The organism is Pseudomonas sp. 29 (assembly GCF_002754355.1).
Lineage (GTDB): Bacteria > Pseudomonadota > Gammaproteobacteria > Pseudomonadales > Pseudomonadaceae > Aquipseudomonas > Aquipseudomonas neuropathica.
This window is the reverse complement of record NZ_PEEY01000001.1, coordinates 2,243,111-2,265,784: the sequence shown is the minus strand read 5'-3', so window position 1 is coordinate 2,265,784 and position 22,674 is coordinate 2,243,111. Positions and strand designations below refer to the sequence as shown.

Below are 22,674 nucleotides of genomic sequence, written 5' to 3'. Positions count from 1 at the left end.
CTTCACCAGGCTTTCCACTTTTCGCGCAACTAAGTCGTGCTTGGTGTCGTTGCATAGCTATGCTGAGTAGATTTATCTCCTGGGTCGCTATGCGGCAACGAGGTCTCAAATCCCTGCCATGGTCAAGGGTCTTCCAATGGAGTACTTATAACTTGTGATTTCCACAAATGACTCCTCATCGGATCGAGAATCGGTTGCTTGGTCTTTCGTTCGCTCATCTCGGAGCTTCAGCGGTATTTAAACAGCGGCGCAGGAAGGTTTTTCCCGCTTGGCGAAAAGTTAACAGACCGGAAAAAATAAGACAGGACTTTGCCTCAGTGCCCGCCTTCTCCTAATCCTTGAGATGTTTTTTCAAAGAATTTGAAACAGCTTGCCTGCTTATTCCAAGGCGTTTTGATATTTCAATTTTTTTCAATCCTTCTCTATAAAGCTTCATAATTTCTAGATAAGTGGTCTTTTTTTGCATATGTGCTGTTTCATATGCAATGACACGCATTTGTGTCGCAGTTAGTTTTTTCGGGTTGCGTGCAAGCCTCATGTTTTTAAGTTCAATATGAAAACGAGCGCGGTATCGGTGATCCCTTCGATACATTGAGTCGGGTACGCTAGGGTTGTGTTCGCTACAAAATCGCAGAGTTGCATAGCAGTTTTCAGGATGATCGAGGTCGCGTTCTGCGGCCTGTGAAAGTCTCCAGCAAAGTTCGCAGTAAGGATAATGTAGGTGATCGACCTTTTTTCGATAGTTAAGTTGAGCCGAACCTTTTAATTTTTGGCTTTGTATACGTATACGTTTAGATGGTGTCTTAGAGAGTACGAAATATGAAACTCCCAGGAGTGCGTCGAAGTTTGCAGAAAGCTCCGGGGTGGATTCATAGATGCGCATCGCTCTTTGAAGATAACGGCTCATTTCAGCCATGTTTTTAGAGCGTAGCCATTTGGTAAACGGCTGTTCAAAAATATTGAAGCAACCTAAGTTTTCAAATGCTCTGATTATGGGGTTGTCGAGATTTTTACTCAGTATGCTCCATATTGAATATCTTCTTGAGCCGACGTTATGTGATGGTGTGCATTCTAAAAAAAAGGCTCTGATCGCGTCCTTTAGCTCGTGCGTCATCCCCTCAAAAAGCAGTGTCTCGAGAATTTGAGCGCTGGAGGGATGTGCTTTTTTGTCAACCATAATGACATATTTTAGTCGTTTCATTAGGAAGCTCAAGCATTACCTTTCGGTTCAGTTCGATAACCACCGGAGGTCAAGCATATGCACCTGCATGAAAACGCAATAGAAGACTCATTGGTGAGTCTTTACGGGCCTTTGCTGAGCTTGGCTCAGCTAGCAAACGTGCTTCATAGAAGTCCAGATGGCCTTCGAATTGCGCTTAGCGGTACGCAGCCATACGCTGAGCGAATCAACCTGGCTAGAGTAAAGGTTGGGCGTCGCGTCTACTTTCGCACCGCAAGCATTGCCGCTTATTTGGTTAGTGCTGGCGTATGAGTATTAAAGCGATGAACTGGGCCTGGGGGCAGGCTCTATCACCCACGCCCAAACTTATCCTGATGGCGTTGGCGGATGCGGCGGACGATGAGGGGCTTTGCTGGCCAGGTATCAGGACTTTAGCCGCCAAATGTGGTGTTTCTGGACGAACCGTACAGCGAATGATTAAAGCCTTTGTGAGCCAAGGCTTATTAGTCGTGGAGGAGCGCCGAAGGCCTAGTGGTAGGCAGACATCCAATAGTTATCATCTGGTCATGGAGAGGTACCCTGACAAATTGTCATCCCCTACTTTGAGCGTTCGGGGAGGCGGTGACACCGGTAGCTCCCCGAGAGTGACACAGATGAGTCAGGGAGAGGGTGACTCAGTTGTGTCACTCCAAGGACCACCACGTGAACACGTAATAAAACCACCACTACCGGGCGAGAACGGTGGGGCGGCCATAGTTTTTCCACGAAAACTCACAATTCTAGAGCGCCAGTCCATTATCAGTATGGCGGGAGCGATGCCGATTGAAGACCTGCAGTTATTGGTCGATGAGCTGGCTAGTGCTTTGGCATCTAAAAATACGATCAGGACCACTCCTTTACGTTGGTTTCAGGGGATCTTGCGGCGTTATCGAAAAGGGGAGTTTGTAGCAGCGGGGGCAATTGAGATCGAAAAAAGGCGATTAAAAAAGCAGCAGGAGAAATCGTCAGAGGCCATACAGAATGGTTCAACCTCTAAGGCCAAGGCTGAGCCTTACATTCAGAATATGCGTCAGGTTTTGGGCGGTTCAAAAAAACGCAGGTAGACCAAGAGTTATTCTATTTCGTGTATGGCGATCTAGGCATCGATCAACTTTTAAAAGTGAAAGGCAAAGAGTGCACCAAAAGGATGAGTGCGTTAAATTGCAAGTTATTAGTTGCTTTGTTATTTGCGGATTTTCCATATTAAAATATGGGTTTGCCTTGCTTGATGTGTCTCGTTACGTATTTTGTAAATTGCGTATAACCCAGATCTAGACGATCCTCAAAAAGCTCGTAGATACGTATTAGGGGGTATCCTTGGTCTATTTTCGATTTTACTTCATTCATCACTGCCACGAATGATACAAGGCCGTTTCCACGTCTAGTACGGCTGCCAGAGCCAAATGATTCGGTTTGGTTGTGCATGTTTATTTCTGATTTTTTGGTAGTCGTATAGGCAGTATAGCCATAGTGCCGGTGCCAGGGGGGATTTTTGCGATTTTAGTTAATGATGGTTTTCGCATGTGCGATTAGAGGAAATAAAATGCGATTAGAGGAAATAGAATGCGATGTAAGGAAAATTTATGCGACTCAATGCCGCTTTGTTGTTGAAGTAGTCTCTGTCGCATAAAGTCGCATTCAGGTTGACGGCAAGATATGTGTTGTACGGGTGCGGGCTTCGCTCTCTCCCTTCCAACACCTTGCCTTACTCGCCTTCGGCTCGACGGAATTTTGCTCTAACTGAAAGAACTCACATCTAGGAACAAAGGAGGCTCACATGGCTGGTACTGAGGCACCGAAAGGAAATGCTCGACGTCGCGGTAAGCCTATTGAGGTTTAGGTGACTGATGCGGAAAAAGCAGGGATTTCCAAACTTGCTGTACAGACAGGCTTGTCAAGGTCTGCCTACCTAAGGAATGTTGGGTTGAACTGTCCAGTCCGGTCAGTTGTAGATTTGGGTGCGGTTTCTGATCTTGCGAAAGTAAATGGTGATCTTGGTCGCGTAGCCGGGCTTCTGAAGCTATGGCTAGCGGATATGCGCGATGTCGGGGCAAGTTCACGCGATGTTGCTGCGATGATGAGGGACTTTCGAACTCTTCAATCACAGATTACTGCCATCATGTCGATGATCGTTTATCAAAAAACTAGTGTTTAGTCATTTCCTTGGCTAATTGGCATTAAAGTAATTGCGATTTGCAATCGCGGATAAGGATTTTTGTAGCTCTGCCTTTGTTTTTTTTGAGCGAGCCTTGTCAAGGGCAAGAGTAATTTGTCGGCGTATTATAGGAAGTTCCTCGTAACTCATCTCGCGTAAAATTTCTTTCAGGGTTTTGTACGCGAATTCTGGATGTTTTGCGTATGTTGCCACCATAAAATTCTCATGGCTCCAGTCTCTCATCTGTTGATCTCTTGCTTGAGTATTGTGAGTTCGGCCGCTTGAGTTACTTTGGCTGACCATCATCAGGTCAGCCTGGAACAACAAAATCTGTACTAACGGAAATATCACCTCACGATTTTATCAAGTCGCTGTACTAAATCCTCTGCGCGCAGATGAGTGTAGCGCTTGAGCATCTGCATGGATTTGTGTCCGCTAATGGCGGATACCTCCTGATCCGAAAGGCCGCCCTCGACGAGGCGGCTTACGGCTTCATGGCGTAGGTCGTGAAATCTAAAGTCTGGTAGCTTCAGTTTTTTCTTTAGCTGGCCCCAGATTTTGGTGAAGGAGTACGGCCTGCGCTTTCCGTCCTTTCCCGGTTCACCAAAAAACACGAGGTTGCAATCAATCGGACGCACCGGATTATTCATCGCAGCTTGGAATACCTCGGTGGCTTGCCTGCTCAGGGGAACGGTTCGTGATGCGTCGTTCTTGGTGTCTGAGAGCCTTACTACGCGCTTAGCCAGATCAACCTGCGGTCGTTGTAGAGATGAGATCTCAGACGAGCGCATACCCGTTTCTAAGGCGATTCGCACAATCCATCCCAGCATCGGGTTGCTGTGTGCGCTCACCGCCGCCAGTAAGCGCCTTTCTTCGTCTGGCGAAAGGCGGCGGTCTCTGCCGTCACCGGGACTTGGCTTGCGTATGTTCAGTACCGGGTTGAACGTAAGTCCTAACCCCCACTCCTGAATTGCCACCGTGTACAGATGACTCAGCAGGGCCAATTCGAGGCGGACGGTATTGTTACTGATGTTTCCACCGCGTCCGGGCTCGCTGAGGCGCTTGTCACGGTATCCAGCGATGATTTCAGCCGAGAGAGCTGCAAGGGAATATTTGCCTAGGTGCTCGATCAGCTTCTTGGCTTTGTTGATCTCGCCGCGTTGGGTCGTGGGCTTTTTGGTTGGGGTTATGTCGCTGAGATAGCGCGTTAAGGCTGCTTCCAGCGTCATACGCTCGGAGCCGCTGCGCTGGATGTACACACCTCGTACCATTTCGTCTTCGGTACGCCGAGACCAATCTTCCGCATCACGCTTGGTCCGGAAGGTTTTGGCGACGGTGGGCCAGCCAGTTTTACGAATAAGTGCCTTCCAGGTGCCGGAAGAAGTTTTGACGAGAGTAGCCATGAGAGGGTGCTCCTAGGCGGCTGGCGAACCAGCACTGTACCTAATTTGTACCCTTAGACCATAGGACTGTGTCTGTGGTGGTCCATCCAGAAACACGAAAGCCGCGCAATGCGCGGCTTTGAGTATGGTGGGCCCACACGGACTTGAACCGTGGACCAAAGGATTATGAGTCCTCTGCTCTAACCAACTGAGCTATAGGCCCTCAGTAGGTCGCGGATTATAGCGACGGTTTCTCGGCTGTGCTATCCGAAAAATCCGATACGGTTACACGAAGAAACGTTGCTGCGAATTCTTCCGACGGCAGCGGCAGGCTGACGATGTAGCCCTGGATCTGTTCACAGCCTTCGGCGGCGAGAAATTGTTGTTGTGCCTGGGTTTCCACACCTTCAGCGATAACCGTGAACTGCATGCTCCGGCCCAGTGCGATGATCGCCCGGACGATGGCCGCATCGTGGGGGTCATCGGGCAGTCCGCGGACAAACGACTGGTCGATTTTGAGGATGTCCAGCGGCAGCCGTTTGAGGTAACTGAGCGAAGAATATCCGGTGCCGAAGTCATCAATCGCCAATTGAACGCCGAGGTGTTTGAGCTGGTGTAACACCGCCAACGCCTCTTCGGCCTGACTCATGATGAAGTTCTCGGTAATTTCCAGTTGCAGTAAATCCGGTTGCAGGCGGTTGTCGTTGAGCAGCTGTTCGATGCGTCCGAGCAGATTCGGCTGACGCAATTGCGCACCGGCGAGGTTCACCGACAGCGGGCCGAGGCTGTCGTAGACCTGACTCCATTCGAACATTTGCCGGCACGCCGTCTCGAGCACCCAGTCACCAATCTGCAGGATCATGCCGTTCTCTTCGGCCAGCGGAATGAAGTGTTCTGGTGGCACGTCGCCGAAGGTCGGGTGACGCCAGCGGATCAGCGCTTCGGCACCGACCAGACGATGATCGTCGAGGCTGATTTTTGGTTGGTAGTAGAGAAACAGTTCATCACGTTCAATGGCCCGACGCAGTTCATGCTCAAGCGCAATGCGCTCGCTGGCCTGGGCGGTGAGGTCGCGGGTGTAGCTCTCGACGCGGTTGCGGCCCTTGGCCTTGGAGCGGTACATCGCCGCGTCGGCGTTTTTCACCAGCGTGGCGACGTCGCAACCGTCTCGAGGGAAGAGGCTGGTGCCGATGCTGGCACTGATGAAGAACTCATGCTCACCGGCCTGGAATGGCGCACCGAAGCAGTTGAGCAGTTTGGTGGCGATGTTGTCGGCGTCGCTGGCCTGTTGCAGGCCGGGTAACAGAATGATGAATTCGTCACCGCCCAGACGCGCCACGGTATCGATGTCTCGCAATTGCTCCTTCAGGCGCACGGCGATGCCCTTGAGCAGCAGATCGCCGACCGGGTGGCCGAGGCTGTCATTGATGTGTTTGAAGCGGTCGAGATCGAGAAACAGCACGGCGCCCTGACTGCCGTTTTCCTGCTGGCTGTTCAGTGCCATCAGCAAGCGGTTTTCGAACAGCGTGCGGTTTGGCAGACCGGTAAGCGGGTCGTGGTGCGCCTGATAGTCGAGTTTGGCTTGTGCATGTTTGAGGCTGGAGATGTCGGCAAACACCGCGACAAAGTGGGTAATAAACCTGTCTCGATTGCGCACGGCGCTGATGGTCAGCCAGCTCGGGTACAGCTCGCCGTTCTTGCGTCGGTTGGAGATCTCGCCTTGCCAGTGACCTTCGTCGGTCAACTGGTGCCACATTGCCGCGTAGAATGCGCTGTCGTGCAGACCGGATGCGAGCAGACGCGGGGTATGCCCGAGCGCTTCGCTTTCGCTGTAGCCGGTGATTTCGGTGAAAGCGCGATTGACCGCACTGATGTGTTGTTGGGTGTCGGTGATCAATACGCCTTCAGCGGTACTTTCGAACACGGTGGCGGCCTGCTGCAGTTTTTCCTGCATCAGATGCCGCTCGGTAATGTCGCGGGCGATGGTCAGCATGCAGTCATCTTCGCCAATCGGCAGCGGACGGCTGGATACTTCACAGAGGCGGATCTGCCCGTCACTGCGGCGGATATGGCAGGTGAAGTCACGGACGAAGCCGTCGCGATGCAACAGATCGAGCATCTGTTTGCGTTCGTTGAGGTTGACCCAGATTCCCAGATCCAGTGCCGAGCGATCCACCGACATGGCGCTATTGAAACCGGTGATACGGCTGAATCCTTCGTTGACCTCCAGCAGCAGGCCGTCGCTCTGGCGTGACAATAACAAACCGTCCGGCGAGGCGTGGAAGGCTTTGGCGAACTTCTCTTCGGAGGTTTGCAGTTGCTGTTGGGTTTCCTTGAGCTGGGTGATGTCGCGCACTACGACAACCAGCGCGGGGGTGGTATCGAGGTCGAACGGCTCGGCGGAAATCAGGCCAGTGAACAACTGGCCATTGTTGCGGCGAAACGGCATCTCCAGATTGCGAATGCTGCCCGCCTGCAAGCGCTGCAGCAATCCGGGACCGACGCCGGGTATCCCCCAGATATTCAGGTCAGTTGCGGTTTGCCCCAGCACTTCTTCGGCTTTCAGGCCGATTTGTTCTTCAAACGCTTCGTTGACCTCCAGCAGGCAGCCATCGGACAGCCGTGCAATCACTAGAATGTCCGGGCACTGCTGGAAGACCGAAGCGAACTTTTGTTCCGAAAGCCGCAGCGCTTCTTCAGTGCGCTTGATTTCGCTGATGTCGATCATCAAACCGCGCATCACCGGCTCGTGGCCATGTTCGATCAGGCTGACGATGTCGCGTACCCACAAACAGCGGCCATCAGCGGTGATAACGCGGTAATCGACGATGTGATCGCGACCCTGGCGAAGCGCTTCTTTGCAGTAACTCTGCGTACGGGTCAGGTCGGCCGGGTGAATAATGTTGTGCCAGAACCCGGGAATCAGCCAATGCGATTGTGGATAGCCAAGCAAGTCTTCGGCGTGGGGCGACACATAGCTGTAGGTGAAGTCGCTCATCCGCGCTTCCCAGGCGATGGCCGACAGGCTCTCGACCAGGCCACGATAGTGGTATTCGCTGCTGCGCAGTTCCTGTTCGAGGTCGATACGTCGGGCGATTTCCGAACTCAGGCGGCGGTTGATGCGGATCACCACGGCGAGAATCGTCACCAACAGCAACAGACCTGGTAAACCGTAGATCAGCAGATCCGACCAGAATGTCCGATGATCAAGGACGTTGCCGACCCAGTGCTCCTGAATGCTGCTGATTTCATCAGAGCTCATGTCAGCAAGGACTTTGTCGAGAATTCCCACCAGTATCTTGTTGTCGCGGGGGACGGCCATTGCCAGTTGGTAGCGATATGGGGTTTCGCCGCTGACGTACAGACCGTCGAGCTTGAGCTGGCGCAGGCTCCAGACGCTGGAGGCGAGGTCGCCGACGACGGCGTCCACTTCGTCGGTCGCCAACGCTTGTAATGCCGAGCTGACATTGGGCATGGCCACCAGATTCAGATCGGGGTGGTGGGTGCGCAGCAGTTCGTGGGGCGCGTAGTTTTCCACCACGGCGATCTTCAAGCCGTACAGGTCGTCAAGTTTGCGCGGTTGTGCACCGCCGATGTGCGAGAGGATGACGATAGGGAAGTCGAGATAAGGGCGGGTAAACGACAGGTAAGTCTGGCGCTCCGGTGTGGACATGATGCCGGGCAGGAGGTCGATCTTGCCTGATTTGACCTGTTCGAGCACCACCGTCCAGCTCACCGGTTCGATGGGCGTCAATTTGATTGCAAGGCGTTGGCGAATTACGTCGATATAGTCCGCCGCCAGGCCCTGATAGCGGCTCTGGTCGTCGCGAAACTCAAAGGGCGGCCACGACGCATCGACACCCAGGCGCAAGTCCGGGTGAGCCGCCAGCCAGCTACGTTCTTCATCGGTCAGAGTCAGCGCGTCAGCCGTTGCGGTCCAGATCATCAGTGACAGCAAAAAAAGCACGGACGCCAATCTGGGCATAACGCTCTCGTTATGGCTCGGGGATGATTGTTTCGAGTGTAGACGGGGTATGCGGGGGAGGGGCGTTGCGAAGGATTTAATCTGCCATATAAACAAAACCCCCGGCCTGGGCCGGGGGTTCTGGTATCACTCGTCGAGGAAGGAGCGCAGATGCTCGCTTCGCGTCGGGTGGCGTAGCTTGCGCAGCGCCTTGGCTTCGATCTGACGGATCCGCTCACGCGTTACGTCAAACTGTTTGCCCACTTCTTCGAGTGTGTGGTCGGTGTTCATGTCGATACCGAAACGCATGCGCAGTACTTTGGCTTCACGGGCAGTGAGGCCGGACAGCACTTCGCGAGTCGCTTCTTTTAGGCTCTCAACAGTGGCGACATCGATTGGCGACTGCATGGTCGAGTCTTCGATGAAGTCACCCAGATGGGAGTCTTCGTCATCACCGATCGGGGTTTCCATGGAGATCGGCTCTTTAGCGATCTTCAATACCTTGCGGATCTTGTCCTCAGGCATTTCCATGCGTTCGCCCAGCTCTTCCGGGGTCGGTTCGCGACCCATTTCCTGCAACATCTGCCGGGAAATGCGGTTGAGCTTGTTGATCGTCTCGATCATGTGCACCGGAATACGGATGGTGCGGGCCTGGTCGGCGATCGAGCGAGTGATCGCCTGACGGATCCACCAGGTGGCATAAGTCGAGAACTTGTAACCACGACGGTATTCGAACTTGTCTACCGCTTTCATCAGACCGATGTTGCCTTCCTGGATCAGATCGAGGAATTGCAGGCCACGGTTGGTGTACTTCTTGGCGATCGAGATCACCAGACGCAAGTTGGCTTCAACCATCTCTTTCTTCGCGCGGCGGGCCTTGGCCTCACCGATCGACATGCGACGGTTGATATCCTTGATTTCTGCGATGGTCAGACCGGTTTCGGTTTCCAGCGCGATCAGTTTCTGCTGGCAGCGAATGATGTCCGGTTGCACGCGACCAATGGCTTCGGCGTATTTGCTTTTGCCTTTGGCCAGGGCGTCGGACCAGCTTTCGTCGACTTCGTTGCTCGGGAACTGACGCAGGAAATCGGCGCGTGGCATACGTGCATCACGTACGCACAGTTGCATGATCGCGCGCTCTTGCTGACGCAGACGATCCAGGGCACTGCGGACACGCTCGACCAGGCCTTCGAATTGCTTCGGCACCAGTTTGATCGGCATGAACAATTCGGCCAGTGCGAGCAACTCGGCAATCGCTGCCTTGTTGTTGCGACCGTGCTTTTTCAGGGCCTTGCGGGTGATTTCCATCTGGTCAGCCACGGCGCCGAAACGCTGGGCAGCGATGACCGGATCCGGACCGCTTTCGGCTTCTTCTTCGTCATCGGAAGATTCGGCTTCATCGTCGTCGGTGTCGTCGTCGGCTTTCGCCACTTTAGCTTCGACAGGCGGCGGCACTTCGGCAGGCGGCGCAATGCCGTCGTCCGGGTCGATATAACCGCTCAGAACGTCGGACAGGCGACCACCTTCGGTGGTGACGCGGGTGTACTCGGAGAGAATGTGGTCAACCGTGCCAGGGAAGTGCGCGATTGCGCTCATCACTTCACGGATGCCCTCTTCGATACGCTTGGCGATTTCGATTTCGCCTTCACGAGTCAGAAGCTCGACCGTACCCATTTCACGCATGTACATGCGCACAGGGTCAGTGGTGCGACCGATATCGGTCTCCACCGCTGCCAACGCAGCGGCTGCTTCTTCCGCAGCGGCCTCGTCGGTATCGGCGTCGGCCAACATAAGGGCGTCCGCATCCGGAGCACTCTCGTGTACGGGGATCCCCATGTCGTTAATCATGCGGATGATGTCTTCCACCTGCTCAGGATCTGAAATATCCTCGGGCAGGTGGTCGTTGACCTCGGCGTAAGTCAGATACTTCTGCTCACGACCCAGTTTGATCAACTCAATAATACGAGACTGCTGTTGCGCTTTTCCGGACATAACACCCTATCCACTGAAGGTCTTGGCGGGCAAAAAACAAGCCGAGGATTATACCTGAGCTATGACCTCACGCGCCAGTTGAGGTCGGGTTTGATGCGGAAACATTGCGACTTAGTAGGTCGCGCAGTTGGTTTTTCTCTTCAACGCTCAGTTCGCTTTGACGCGCTTTCCTGAGCAACTGTTCCAGATTTCGCTCGCGTTGGCGGGCTGACAAGCTAGTAATGGTGTCGAAAAACTGTTGTTCAAGGTTATCGCCGTCAATCAGCCACTCCTTTTCTGCCAAAGCCTTGAGCAAGCGTCCCTGTTCAGTGCCGTGCCATCGCGCGATCAACTGAAATGAGTTTAGCTTGGGATTCTTCTGTACAGCTTCGAGCAGGGCCACAAGTAACTGGGCGTTGGTCTGATTCTCGTCCGCAATGTGCCCGGCATCTTCGACGCGCTTGGCCAATTGTGGGTGATGAAGCAGTGTGCGCAGGGCGGTCAGGGTTGGCGACTCGACGCCAATCGGTGTGCGCGGGCGCTGCTGATCGCGATCACCGCCACGTTTGCCGTTCTTGTCCCAGGGTTTTTTGTCCCACTTCTTGCCGCCAGCGCCGGGCTTTTTCGGCGTCCACTCCTGCTGCGGCACATACATATCCTGTGCTTGCGGCTGATGGTAGTCGCTGTAGTCCGGCATCGCATCGTAATCGATGCCCGGATCGTAGGCGGGCGGCGCTTCCTGTGGCGCGCTTTGTGCCAGCTGACTGACGGTTTCGCTGCTCAGGCCGGTGATTTCGGTCAGGCGCTGACGCATCAGAATACGCAGGTTGGCGCCCGGCACTTTGTCGATCAGCGGTGCGGCGAGGGTGGCCATGTGGGCCTTGCCTTCGAGCGAGCGCGGATCGGCTTCTTCGGTCAATTGCTGGAAGAAATAATCCGCCAGTGGCTGAGCGTGCTGATTGATCCGGGCCTTGAAGGCGTCAGTGCCTTCGGCGCGCACCAGGGTATCCGGGTCTTCGCCTTCGGGCAGAAACAAAAAGCGCGCCCGGCGGCCGTCTTGCAGGCTTGAAAGCGTTGCTTCCAGGGCGCGCCACGCGGCGTTGCGGCCGGCCTGGTCGCCGTCGAAACAGAACAACACGTTCGGTACGACGCGGAACAGGCGCTTCAAATGTTCTTCGCTGGTCGCGGTGCCCAGCGTCGCGACGGCATTCTTCAGCCCCTGCTGTGCGAGGGCGATGACGTCCATGTAACCTTCGACGACGATGATTTCGTCGAGGTTGCGGTTGTTCTTGCGTGCTTCATAGAGGCCATAGAGTTCCTGGCCTTTATGGAATACCGGGGTTTCCGGTGAGTTCAGGTATTTCGGCTTGTCGTCGCCGAGTACGCGGCCGCCGAAAGCGATGATCCGCCCGCGGGTGTCGCGGATCGGGAACATTACGCGATCGCGGAAGCGGTCATAGCGTTTGCCGGTTTCGGCGTTCTCGATCAGCAGGCCTGCGTCGATCATGGCCTTCTGCTGCAATGTATCGCTGCTCAAGTGCTTGAACAGATTGTCCCAGCCCGGCGGCGCGAAACCGAGGCCGAAATCCCGGGCGATCTCGCCAGTCAGGCCGCGTCCCTTGAGGTAATCCACTGCAGCTTTGCGTGCCGGATGGCTCTTGAGCGCCTGCCGGTAAAAGTCGGCGGCGGCGGTGAGCAGTGGATACAGCGGCGAATCGGTCGGCTGCCGTGGCTTGCGCTCGCGGCCGCTTTCTTCGCGGGGGATTTCCATACCGGCGGCTTTGGCCAGATCTTCGACAGCCTGGGGGAAATCCAGGTTGTCGTGATCCATGAGAAAGCCGAGGGCATTGCCGCCGGCGCCGCAGCCGAAACAATAGTAGAACTGCTTGTCGGGGCTGACGCTGAAAGACGGCGTTTTCTCTTTGTGAAACGGGCAACAGGCGGTGTAGTTCTTGCCGGCCTTCTTCAATTGCACGCGCGAACTGACCACATCGACGATGTCGGTGCGGTTCAGCAGGTCGTCAATGAAGCTCTGGGGAATCAGCCCGGCCATGGCGTTCTCGTCGTCTGCGCTGTAATAAGTCCGATGCGAAAGGCTGCCGGACGCGGGTCATTGTTTGAAGCACGCAAAATGTGCGGCTCGACCGGTGTCGTCTGCGTAATCGCTGTCGGGAAGTGTATCTGCCGAAAATCCACTGACGTTAGTACTCATCAGTCGTCGACTATTTGAAAGTGTTGCGCTGAATCCGCTGACGGCCGGTTCAGGGCCTCGGATCGCTCAATAAAGCGGGCACGCATGCAGGTGCCTTGGGCTGATCGTCGTAAGAGGAATCAGTGGGTGTGCTCGTCAGTAGCCTTGAAAGGCTCGTCAGAAAAGACGTGCACCGCTGGCAAAAGAGCCAGGTCTGACGTGTGAAGCAGATTCGTCTTGGTCGCGTGTGCGGCTTCGACGGTGAAGCATCAAGCGTTTTACGCAAATGCCATTAGCCCGGCTGAGAGCCGGGCTTAGGCAAGAAGCTTGCTACGAACGTCTGTGTATTAGTACAGACGAACGGCGCGGCGCTGTTCGCGCTGAACTTTCTTGGCGTGACGCTTAACAGCGGCTGCTGCTTTGCGCTTACGCTCAGAAGTTGGCTTCTCGTAAAATTCGCGGCTACGAACTTCAGCCAGTACACCGGCTTTTTCGCAGGAGCGCTTGAAACGACGCAGAGCTACGTCGAAGGGTTCGTTCTCTTTAACTTTGACGGCTGGCATCCAGAGCTACCTTCATTCATTACCGGGGTCAACATCCTCGCGGCAAAAGAGCACTTGAAGACGTCGGTTTTTAAGGGTTGCGGATGTTAACCCCTCATCGCTCGGAATGCAAAGCCTCTGATCGAAAACCGCTGGTCGGGGCATCACGCGGCGACTATTATGCGCGCCTTCGAATTCAGCCTAAACAAGGCGCAAACCCATGCTAGTACTGGGATTAGAAACCTCCTGCGACGAAACCGGCGTCGCATTATATGACAGCGAACGCGGCCTGCTGGCCGACGCACTGTTCAGCCAGATCGACCTGCACCGCGCTTATGGCGGTGTGGTGCCGGAGCTGGCCTCGCGTGACCACGTCAAACGCATGCTGCCCTTGATCCGTCAGGTGTTGGCCGAGGCTGACTGCGTACCGACCGAGATCGATGCAATCGCCTATACCGCGGGTCCTGGCCTGGTTGGCGCATTGCTGGTCGGCGCTTCCTGCGCTCAGGCACTGGCGTTTGCCTGGGGCATTCCGGCGCTCGGCGTGCACCACATGGAAGGCCACTTGCTGGCGCCGATGCTGGAGCCGAAACCGCCCGAATTCCCGTTCGTCGCTTTGTTGGTCTCCGGCGGTCATACGCAGCTGGTTCAGGTCGATGGCATCGGCCAATACAGTCTGCTCGGCGAGACGCTGGATGATGCCGCCGGTGAGGCATTCGACAAAACCGCGAAGATGATGGGTCTCAATTATCCGGGTGGGCCGGAAATCGCCAAGCTGGCCGAGAAGGGCGTCGCAGGACGTTTTACCTTCCCGCGTCCGATGTGTGATCGCCCGGGTCTGCAATTCAGCTTCAGTGGTCTGAAAACCTCTGCGCTCAACGCCTGGCAGCAGTGCGTCAACGCCGGGGACGACAGCGAGCAAGCCCGTTGCGACATCGCGCTGGCGTTCCAGCAGGCCGTGGTGGAGACTTTGACCATCAAGTGCAAGCGTGCCCTGAAGCAGGCCGGCATGAAGCGTCTGGTGATTGCGGGCGGCGTCAGCGCCAATAAGGCGTTGCGTGTTTCGCTGGAAAAGATGCTCGGCGACATGAAGGGCGATGTGTTTTATGCACGCCCGGAGTTCTGTACCGACAATGGCGCGATGATCGCCTTTGCCGGTTGCCAGCGTTTGCAGGCCGGTCAGCAGGAAAGTCTGGCGATCAGCGTGCAGGCGCGCTGGCCGATGGAGCAATTGTCGGCGTTGTGATGAGTGGCGCTCATGGCCGGTATTTAAAAATGCCGTTCGCGCCCGGCAAACAGGTCGCGTAGATTGCCGCGGTGGCGCCAGACGATCAGCAGTGTCAGCGCGCTCATCGGCAGCAGCGCTTCCGGTTCCTGCCAGGCCAGCAAAGGCAGGGTCAAGGGGGTTGCGATCAGTGCTGCGAGCGAGCTGGTGCGGGTCAGGTAAAACGTCAGTAACCAGGCGCATACTGCCAGCAGCGCGGCGGGCGGATACAGGCCCAGCAGCATGCCGGCAGCGGTGGCGACACCCTTGCCGCCACGAAAGCGAAAGTACAGCGGGAACAGGTGACCGATCACGGCGCACACGCCGATCCACGCCTGATCCTGCAGCGAAAGGCCGGCAGTCGAAGCGATCAGCACCGGCACCAGGCCTTTGCACAGATCACCCAGCAGGGTCAGGATCGCCAGTTTGCGACCGGCCAGGCGCAGCATGTTGGTGGCACCGGCATTACCCGAGCCACTCATTCGCGGATCCGGGTTTCCGGTCAGGCGGCTGAGCAAAATGGCGAAGGACAGCGAGCCGAGCAGGTAGGCGAGAGTCGCCAGTAACCAAAACATGCTAACTATTCCGGGCGAGGACGCCCTGATTCTAACGGCGCATTGCGCCCTTGTCGTGCAGCGGAGAGAAGTGCTTGGACAGAGTGTTTATCGAAGGCCTGGAAGTCGACACCGTGATTGGTGCCTACGACTGGGAGCGCGGCATCCGCCAGTGCCTGCGCCTTGATCTGAGCTTCGCCTGGGACAATCGCCCGGCCGCCGCCGGTGATGACCTGACCCTGGCGCTCGACTACGCCAGCGTGTCCACGCGAATTCAGGCGTTTGCCGAGCAAGCGCAGTTTCAACTGGTCGAGACCTTCGCCGAACGTCTGGTTGAAGTGCTGATGAGCGAATTCAAGATCACTTGGGTGCGCCTGAAGCTGACCAAACCCGGCGCCGTTCCGGCTGCCAAGGGCGGCGTGGGTGTGGAGATCGAGCGCGGATGTCGCTGACTCAGGTCTACCTCGGGCTCGGTAGCAATATCGAGCGCGAAACTCATTTGCGCGCTGGACTCGACGCTTTGGCGACGTTTCTGGTGGATGTCCGCTGTTCGGCGGTGTTCGAAAGCGCGCCTGTGGGCATCAAGAGCGGGCCGTTCTTCAATTTCGTGGTGTCGGCGTATACCGACCTGCCGTTGATGGAACTGGATCGCCGCTTGAAATTCATTGAGGCGGATAACGGTCGCTACGCACCGGATCGCAAGGGCTTGCCGTTGGATATTGACGTGCTGCTGTATGGCGATCTGGCGGGCAACTTTGACGGTTTGGTTTTGCCGCGTGCGGAAATTCTGAAAAATGCCTTTGTGTTGTGGCCGTTGTCGCTGATTGCGCCGGATCGCATGCATCCGGGTGTGGGAAAAAGCTTCGCGACGTTGTGGGCAGAGGCGCAGATTGACCAGGTTTTAGCGCCAGTTGCGTTCGAGTGGCGTGGTGCGCAATTGACCCCGCCGAATCTTTAAAAGCAAAAGATCGCAGCCTGCGGCAGCTCCTACACGGGAATATGCGTTTCTCTGTAGGAGCTGCCGCAGGCTGCGATCTTCTGATCTTGCTTCAGGCGTTCTCTTTGTAAGCCTTCAACGCCTTCAGTCGCTCACGTTTCAGCGCTTCGCCCAGTTCCGGGCCCTTGAATCCCTTCTCCAGTAACGGCTGCACCGCAACCTCTCGCGCAGCCTTCGCCGCACCGCGCAAATAATCCGCCTGTGGATAACTTCTCTGCTCCAGCCCTTTACGGCCTCGGGCGTCCATTTCACATGCCGCGATAAACTCTTCAAACCGCTGCGGTCGGCGATACACATCAAAGCTCTGCAACAGCTCAAGCAGCGTCGAGGCCTTCAACTCCAGCGCCCGGTGGCTGTGGGTGTGGTACTTGCCGACCAACAAGGCCAACTCCTGACAATCCTTTGGTGCCTTAAAGCGTTCGTTGACCGCTTTGATCAGCTTCAACCCCGTGTGCTCATGGGCGATGTGTCGCGGCCACTCTTCCTCTGGGGTCAGACCTTTGCCGAGATCGTGCAGCAGGCAAGCCCAGCGTACCGTCAGCGGTTGCTTGTGCAGCGCTGATTGCTCCAGGACGCTGAGGGTGTGCAGGCCGGTATCGATTTCCGGGTGATGCGCTTCCGGTTGTGGCACACCGAAAAGCGCGTCGACTTCTGGCATCAGTACTTTCAGTGCGCCGCAGTCGCGCAGCACCTGAATGAACACTTGCGGCTGATCTTCCATCAGTGCCCGGGAGATTTCTTTCCAGCTACGTTCAGCGGTCAACGCCTCCAGCTCACCGGACTCGCTGAGCTGACGCATCAATTCCAGCGTCTCCGGTGCGACAGTAAAACCCAGCCCGGCATAGCGCGCTGCGAAGCGGGCAACGCGCAATACACGGAGGGGATCTTCGGCGAACGCCGGAGAAACGTGGCGCAGAATCCGGGCTTCAAGATCGCGCTGGCCATGGTAGGGATCGGTCAGATTATGCTCGTTGTCCTCGGCCATGGCGTTGATGGTCAGGTCGCGACGAATCAGGTCTTCTTCAAGCGTCACTTCGGGGCTGGCGTGAAAAGTGAAACCGCCATAACCGCGCCCGCTCTTGCGTTCGGTGCGGGCGAGGGCGTACTCCTCGCCGCTTTTGGGATGAAGAAACACGGGGAAATCCGCCCCAACCGGGCGATAACCCTGGGCGAGCATTTCTTCCGTGCTGGCACCGACTACGACCCAATCGATGTCGGTGACTGGTTTGCCCAGCAAGCGATCACGTACGGCACCGCCAACCTTGAAAATCTGCATAAAAAACCTCCGTTAGCCCGACAGAATAACCCTTGCGTCAGACTTTCGGAGGCCGAAACCGGATCAAAGATGAATGACGGCAAGGTCAAGTCGACCGTAATCCCCTTCGCTGTGTTCACTGCGTGGCGGTACGTGGTGAGTTTTCATGATCTGGTCGCCTTGCAGGGTTTCCAGATGGATATCGAAGCCCCACAAGCGATGCAGGTGTTTAAGCACCTCGTCGGTGGAATCACCCAGTGGTTTGCGGTCATGCTGCTGGTGACGCAAGGTCAGTGAGCGGTCGCCGCGCCGATCGATGCTGTAGATCTGCACGTTCGGTTCACGGTTGCCGAGGTTGTATTGCGCGGCCAGTGTTTCGCGGATGATCCGGTAGCCGGGTTCGTCATGGATCGCAGGCACCAACAAGTCGTCCTTCTGATCGTCATCCATGATGCTGAACAGTTTCAGGTCACGGATCACCTTGGGCGACAGATACTGCAGGATGAAACTCTCATCCTTGAAGCTGCTCATGGCGAATTTGATGGTCGACAGCCAGTCGCTCCCGGCAATTTCCGGGAACCAGTGACGATCCTCTTCGGTAGGTTCTTCACACATGCGCCGGATGTCGCGATACATGGCGAAACCCAGCGCGTAGGGGTTGATGCCGTTGTAGTAAGGGCTATCGAAACCTGGCTGAAACACCACACTGGTGTGCGAGGTGAGGAATTCCATCATGAAGCCGTCGGTAACCAGCCCTTCGTCATACAGGTCGTTCATCAGCGTGTAGTGCCAGAATGTTGCCCAGCCCTCGTTCATCACTTGGGTCTGGCGTTGCGGGTAGAAGTACTGGGCGATCTTGCGCACGATCCGCACGATCTCGCGCTGCCACGGTTCCAGTAACGGCGCGTGTTTTTCGATGAAGTACAGGATGTTTTCCTGCGGCTCGGCCGGGAAGCGTGCGTTGTCCTTGTCGCTGTATTTATCCGCGCCTTTGGGAATGGTGCGCCACAAATCGTTGATCTGCTTTTGCATGTGCTCTTCACGATCCTTCTGCCGACGCCGTTCTTCTTCGGCGGAAATCGGGTAAGGACGTTTGTAGCGGTCGACGCCGTAGTTCATCAACGCATGGCAGGAGTCGAGCAGGTCTTCTACTGCATCGATGCCGTGACGCTCCTCGCACTGCATGATGTACTGCTTGGCAAACACCAGGTAATCGATGATCGAGCTGGCGTCGGTCCAGGTGCGGAACAGGTAATTGCCCTTGAAGAAACTGTTATGCCCGTAACAGGCATGCGCCACTACCAGCGCCTGCATGCAGATGGTGTTTTCCTCCATCAGATAGGCAATGCACGGGTCAGAGTTGATCACGATTTCGTAGGCGAGGCCCATCTGCCCACGGCTGTACGACTTTTCCGTGCTGAGGAAGTGTTTGCCGTAGGACCAGTGGTGGTAGCCCAGTGGCATGCCCACCGAGGCATACGCATCCATCATCTGCTCGGCGGTGATCACTTCAATCTGGTTGGGGTAGGTATCCAGCGCATAGCGGGCCGCGATCCGGGCTATTTCGCGGTCATAGGTCTGGATCAGCTCGAACGTCCATTCGGAGCCGGTGGAAATGGGTTGGCGCTTCTGCTCTTTGGCGGTCATGTCACTAACCTGCGCTGGAAGAGTTCACGGAAGACCGGATAGATATCCCCGGCCGAGACCAGTTGCTGCTGGGCAAAAGTGTCAGAGAAGGCTTCGGCGATGCGTTCGTACTCGTACCACAAGGCCTGATGTTCGCGCGGGGTAATCTCCACATAAGTGTAGTACTGCACAAACGGCATGATCTGGTTGATCAGGATGTCGCGGCAGATTGGCGAGTCATCATTCCAGTTGTCGCCGTCGGAAGCCTGCGCCGCGTAGATATTCCACTCGTTGCTCGGGTAACGCTCGGCCATGATCTCCTGCATCAGTTTCAGGGCACTGGAAACGATGGTGCCGCCGGTTTCCCGTGAATAGAAAAACTCCTCTTCGTCGACTTCCCGGGCGCTGGTGTGGTGGCGGATGAACACCACGTCGATCTTGTCGTAGTTCCGTTTCAGGAACAGGTACAACAGGATGAAAAAGCGTTTGGCGATGTCCTTGGTCGCCTGGGTCATGGAGCCGGAGACGTCCATCAGGCAGAACATCACCGCTTTTGAACTGGGGTTGGGCTGCTTGATCAGCAGGTTGTACTTCAAGTCGAAGGTATCGAGGAACGGCACGCGATGGATGCGCGCACTGAGTTTTTCGATTTCCGCCTCGAGTTCCTGAATATCGCCGAAGTTGTCCGGCTCTTCGCGTCTCAGACGCTCAAGTTCTTCTTTCACTTCGCGCAGTTTTGCCCGACTGCTACCGGACAGGGCAATGCGTCGCGCATGAGCCGAACGCAGGGTGCGGATGATATTGATGCGCGACGGGTTGCCTTCGTTGCTGATCCCGGCGCGCACAGTTTTGAAAGTGTCGGTGCCGCTCAGGTTGCGTTTGACCAGGTTCGGCAGTTCGAGGTCTTCGAACATGAATTCGAGGAATTCTTCCTGAGTGATCTGGAAGACGAATTCGTCCATGCCCTCGCCGGAGTTGCCGGCCTTGCCCGGGCCGCGTCCGCCACCGCCTCCCGGCGGGCGGGCGATGTGTTCGCCGGCGGTGAACTCCTTGTTGCCCGGATGCACGACGGTCTGCTTGCCGCCGCGGCCATGGTGAAGCACCGGTTCGTCGATGTCGCGACCGGGAATACTGATCTGTTCGCCGTGCTCCATATCGGTAATGGAGCGCCGGCTGACCGCCTCTTCGACAGCCTTCTTGATGTGGTCACGGTAACGCCGCAGGAAGCGCTGACGGTTCACCGTGCTCTTGTTCTTGCCATTGAGACGTCGGTCGATCACATAACTCATAGGAAGCCCTCCGGGCAGCTTCAAGTTGTGAGCTTCAAGCTGCAAGTAAAAGCAGGTTCCCGGGCATCAGTGGGTTACGCGCTTTGTTCTTGCAGCTCGTAGCTAGAAGCTTGCAGCTGCTTCACTGCGACTTCCGTACCCGTAGGTACCATTCGGAAAGAAGCCGTACCTGTTTGTCGGTGTAGCCGCGTTCGACCATTCGAGTGACGAAGTCGTTGTGCTTTTGCTGATCCTCCTTGCTGGCCTTGGCGTTGAAGCTGATGACTGGCAGCAGGTCCTCGGTGTTCGAGAACATTTTCTTCTCGATGACCACCCGCAGTTTCTCGTAGCTGAGCCAGGTCGGGTTCTTGCCGTTGTTGTTGGCGCGTGCGCGTAGTACGAAGTTGACGATCTCGTTGCGGAAATCCTTCGGATTGCTGATGCCGGCCGGTTTTTCGATTTTCTCCAGTTCTTCGTTCAGCGCGACGCGGTTGAGAATCTCGCCGGTTTCCGGATCGCGGTATTCCTGATCCTGAATCCAGAAGTCCGCGTACAGCACGTAGCGGTCGAAGATGTTCTGGCCGTACTCGCTGTAAGACTCGAGGTACGCGGTCTGGATCTCCTTGCCGATGAATTCGATATAACGCGGCGCCAGATATTCCTTCAGGTAGCGCAGGTAGCGCTCGCGGGTTTCGGCCTGGAATTGTTCCTGTTCGATCTGCTGTTCCAGCACGTAGAGCAGGTGTACCGGGTTGGCAGCGATTTCATGCGGATCGAAGTTGAAGACCTTGGACAGGATCTTGAAGGCAAACCGGGTCGACAGACCGTTCATGCCTTCGTCGACGCCTGCCGAGTCACGGTATTCCTGGATCGACTTGGCTTTCGGATCGGTGTCTTTGAGGTTTTCGCCGTCGTAGACGCGCATCTTCGAATAAATGTTGGAGTTTTCCGGCTCCTTGAGGCGCGACAGCACAGTGAACTGCGCGAGCATCTTCAGGGTGTCAGGCGCGCAATGCGCTTTGGCCAGGGAGCTGTTGAACAGCAGTTTGTCGTAGATCTTCACTTCGTCACTGACGCGCAGGCAGTACGGCACTTTGACGATATAGATCCGGTCGATGAACGCTTCGTTGTTCTTGTTGTTGCGGAAAGTGTGCCATTCCGATTCGTTGGAGTGGGCGAGCAGGATCCCGGTGAACGGAATCGCGCCGAGGCCTTCGGTACTGTTGTAGTTGCCTTCTTGCGTCGCGGTCAGCAATGGGTGCAGCACCTTGATGGGTGCCTTGAACATTTCGACGAATTCCATCAGGCCTTGGTTGGCCCGGCACAGCGCACCGGAGTAGCTGTAGGCGTCGGCGTCGTTCTGTGGGTATTCCTCGAGTTTGCGGATGTCGACCTTGCCGACCAGTGCGGAGATGTCCTGGTTGTTCTCGTCGCCCGGTTCGGTCTTGGCTACGGCGATCTGGTTGAGGATCGACGGGTACAGTTTGACCACGCGGAACTGGCTGATGTCGCCGCCGAATTCGGCCAAGCGCTTGGTCGCCCAAGGCGACATGATGGTGTTCAGGTAGCGCCGTGGAATGCCGAAGTCTTCCTCGAGGATCGCGCCATCTTCGGTGGCGTTGAACAGACCCAGAGGCGATTCGAATACTGGCGAGCCCTTGATGGCGTAGAAGGGCACTTTTTCAATCAGCTGTTTCAGCTTTTCGGCCAGGGACGATTTACCGCCACCGACGGGACCGAGCAGATAAAGGATCTGTTTCTTCTCTTCCAGGCCTTGGGCGGCATGGCGGAAATACGAAACGATCTGGTCGATGCATTCTTCCATCCCGTGGAAGTCTTCAAAGGCCGGATAGCGACGGATCACCTTGTTGGAGAAGATGCGTGACAGCCTCGAATTGGTCGAGGTGTCGAGCAGTTCCGGTTCACCGATGGCCAGTAATAGACGCTCGGCGGCAGAAACGTAGGCGCTCCGGTCTTTTTTGCACAGCTCCAGGTACTCTTGCAGCGAGAGTTCTTCCTGGCGTGTGGACTCGAAGCGTTGTTGGAAGTGGCTAAAGATACTCATGACGTCACCTCGCTCGATACGTGGAGCCGACGCCGGATCACTCAGTCGATGCTGGCAAACAACCGTTTAGGCAGCTGTTTGTTTACCCCCCAGAACACTTTCACGATCGACAATCGTGAAAGTCACTCCCGATGACCCGTGCGCCGGTGTACCGGCTCTCCCCTGTTTTGGATGGCCTGGGCTTAAGGATAGTTGGGAATTCGGGAGGTAAAGGCGAGATA

General features: G+C 55.9%; 18 protein-coding genes, 1 tRNA gene and 1 pseudogene. 6 read left to right on the top strand and 14 right to left on the bottom strand.

Annotated elements, in window-relative coordinates:
- Positions 1 to 331: 331 nt before the first annotated feature.
- On the bottom strand, positions 332 to 1,201 hold the full coding sequence (locus CLU80_RS30200; protein ID WP_286079725.1) for a helix-turn-helix domain-containing protein: 870 nt from the start codon (positions 1,199 to 1,201) through the stop codon (positions 332 to 334).
- Between the two features lie 287 nt (positions 1,202 to 1,488).
- Here CLU80_RS30200 and CLU80_RS30495 point away from each other — a divergent pair.
- Positions 1,489 to 1,674 (top strand): annotated as a pseudogene (locus CLU80_RS30495) (helix-turn-helix domain-containing protein); the annotation flags it as partial.
- A 321-nt stretch (positions 1,675 to 1,995) separates the two neighbouring features.
- The gene (locus CLU80_RS30195; protein WP_286079724.1) at positions 1,996 to 2,283 is read left to right on the top strand and encodes a hypothetical protein; all 288 of its coding nucleotides are present in this window, start codon (positions 1,996 to 1,998) and stop codon (positions 2,281 to 2,283) included.
- A gap of 139 nt (positions 2,284 to 2,422) precedes the next feature.
- On the opposite strand, the gene CLU80_RS10605 is transcribed toward CLU80_RS30195, so the two are convergent.
- Positions 2,423 to 2,644 carry a TraK family protein gene (locus CLU80_RS10605; RefSeq protein ID WP_099757332.1) on the bottom strand — a complete coding sequence of 74 codons (222 nt, stop codon included), beginning with the start codon at positions 2,642 to 2,644 and terminating at the stop codon, positions 2,423 to 2,425.
- A gap of 415 nt (positions 2,645 to 3,059) precedes the next feature.
- On the opposite strand from CLU80_RS10605, the gene CLU80_RS10600 reads away from it, so the two are divergent.
- Positions 3,060 to 3,374: a plasmid mobilization protein gene (locus CLU80_RS10600; protein WP_286079723.1), complete on the top strand. Its 315-nt coding sequence runs from the start codon at positions 3,060 to 3,062 to the stop codon at positions 3,372 to 3,374.
- A 12-nt stretch (positions 3,375 to 3,386) separates the two neighbouring features.
- Here the strand turns inward: CLU80_RS10600 and CLU80_RS10595 are convergent, their stop codons facing one another.
- The 7 genes from CLU80_RS10595 to rpsU form a co-directional block, all read right to left on the bottom strand.
- Positions 3,387 to 3,680 carry a hypothetical protein gene (locus CLU80_RS10595; RefSeq protein WP_286079722.1) on the bottom strand — a complete coding sequence of 98 codons (294 nt, stop codon included), beginning with the start codon at positions 3,678 to 3,680 and terminating at the stop codon, positions 3,387 to 3,389.
- Positions 3,681 to 3,721: 41 nt separating this feature from the next.
- Complete coding sequence (locus CLU80_RS10590) at positions 3,722 to 4,777, bottom strand: site-specific integrase (protein WP_099757330.1); 1,056 nt, start codon at positions 4,775 to 4,777, stop codon at positions 3,722 to 3,724.
- Between the two features lie 125 nt (positions 4,778 to 4,902).
- Positions 4,903 to 4,979, bottom strand: a tRNA-Ile gene (locus CLU80_RS10585).
- 15 nt (positions 4,980 to 4,994) lie between these two features.
- Complete coding sequence (locus CLU80_RS10580; RefSeq protein WP_099757329.1) at positions 4,995 to 8,741, bottom strand: bifunctional diguanylate cyclase/phosphodiesterase; 3,747 nt, start codon at positions 8,739 to 8,741, stop codon at positions 4,995 to 4,997.
- 126 nt (positions 8,742 to 8,867) lie between these two features.
- The gene (gene rpoD / locus CLU80_RS10575) at positions 8,868 to 10,712 is read right to left on the bottom strand and encodes an RNA polymerase sigma factor RpoD (protein ID WP_093441990.1); all 1,845 of its coding nucleotides are present in this window, start codon (positions 10,710 to 10,712) and stop codon (positions 8,868 to 8,870) included.
- Between the two features lie 67 nt (positions 10,713 to 10,779).
- Positions 10,780 to 12,744 carry a DNA primase gene (gene dnaG, locus CLU80_RS10565; RefSeq protein WP_093441982.1) on the bottom strand — a complete coding sequence of 655 codons (1,965 nt, stop codon included), beginning with the start codon at positions 12,742 to 12,744 and terminating at the stop codon, positions 10,780 to 10,782.
- A gap of 485 nt (positions 12,745 to 13,229) precedes the next feature.
- Complete coding sequence (rpsU, locus tag CLU80_RS10560; protein WP_002551877.1) at positions 13,230 to 13,445, bottom strand: 30S ribosomal protein S21; 216 nt, start codon at positions 13,443 to 13,445, stop codon at positions 13,230 to 13,232.
- A gap of 199 nt (positions 13,446 to 13,644) precedes the next feature.
- On the opposite strand from rpsU, the gene tsaD reads away from it, so the two are divergent.
- Positions 13,645 to 14,670 (top strand): tRNA (adenosine(37)-N6)-threonylcarbamoyltransferase complex transferase subunit TsaD, encoded by a 1,026-nt coding sequence (tsaD, locus tag CLU80_RS10555; protein WP_093441977.1) that lies wholly within the window; start codon positions 13,645 to 13,647, stop codon positions 14,668 to 14,670.
- 23 nt (positions 14,671 to 14,693) lie between these two features.
- Here the strand turns inward: tsaD and plsY are convergent, their stop codons facing one another.
- Complete coding sequence (gene plsY / locus CLU80_RS10550; RefSeq protein ID WP_093441972.1) at positions 14,694 to 15,263, bottom strand: glycerol-3-phosphate 1-O-acyltransferase PlsY; 570 nt, start codon at positions 15,261 to 15,263, stop codon at positions 14,694 to 14,696.
- A gap of 74 nt (positions 15,264 to 15,337) precedes the next feature.
- On the opposite strand from plsY, the gene folB reads away from it, so the two are divergent.
- Together folB and folK are read left to right on the top strand one after the other, a co-directional pair.
- Complete coding sequence (gene folB, locus CLU80_RS10545; RefSeq protein WP_064390789.1) at positions 15,338 to 15,694, top strand: dihydroneopterin aldolase; 357 nt, start codon at positions 15,338 to 15,340, stop codon at positions 15,692 to 15,694.
- A complete protein-coding gene (folK, locus tag CLU80_RS10540) occupies positions 15,685 to 16,200 on the top strand; it encodes a 2-amino-4-hydroxy-6-hydroxymethyldihydropteridine diphosphokinase (RefSeq protein WP_099757328.1) in 516 nt (171 codons plus the stop codon). Before folB ends, folK begins: the two co-directional genes overlap by 10 nt.
- A gap of 91 nt (positions 16,201 to 16,291) precedes the next feature.
- On the opposite strand, the gene CLU80_RS10535 is transcribed toward folK, so the two are convergent.
- From CLU80_RS10535 to CLU80_RS10520, 4 genes are all read right to left on the bottom strand, one after another.
- On the bottom strand, positions 16,292 to 17,515 hold the full coding sequence (locus CLU80_RS10535) for a multifunctional CCA addition/repair protein (RefSeq protein ID WP_099757327.1): 1,224 nt from the start codon (positions 17,513 to 17,515) through the stop codon (positions 16,292 to 16,294).
- A 63-nt stretch (positions 17,516 to 17,578) separates the two neighbouring features.
- Positions 17,579 to 19,141, bottom strand: coding sequence for a SpoVR family protein (locus tag CLU80_RS10530; RefSeq protein ID WP_093441957.1), 1,563 nt, complete (start codon positions 19,139 to 19,141; stop codon positions 17,579 to 17,581).
- Positions 19,138 to 20,409, bottom strand: coding sequence for a YeaH/YhbH family protein (locus tag CLU80_RS10525; RefSeq protein ID WP_007910114.1), 1,272 nt, complete (start codon positions 20,407 to 20,409; stop codon positions 19,138 to 19,140). Before CLU80_RS10525 ends, CLU80_RS10530 begins: the two co-directional genes overlap by 4 nt.
- Before the next feature lie 121 nt (positions 20,410 to 20,530).
- Positions 20,531 to 22,453: a PrkA family serine protein kinase gene (locus tag CLU80_RS10520; protein WP_007910115.1), complete on the bottom strand. Its 1,923-nt coding sequence runs from the start codon at positions 22,451 to 22,453 to the stop codon at positions 20,531 to 20,533.
- Positions 22,454 to 22,674 lie beyond the last annotated feature (221 nt).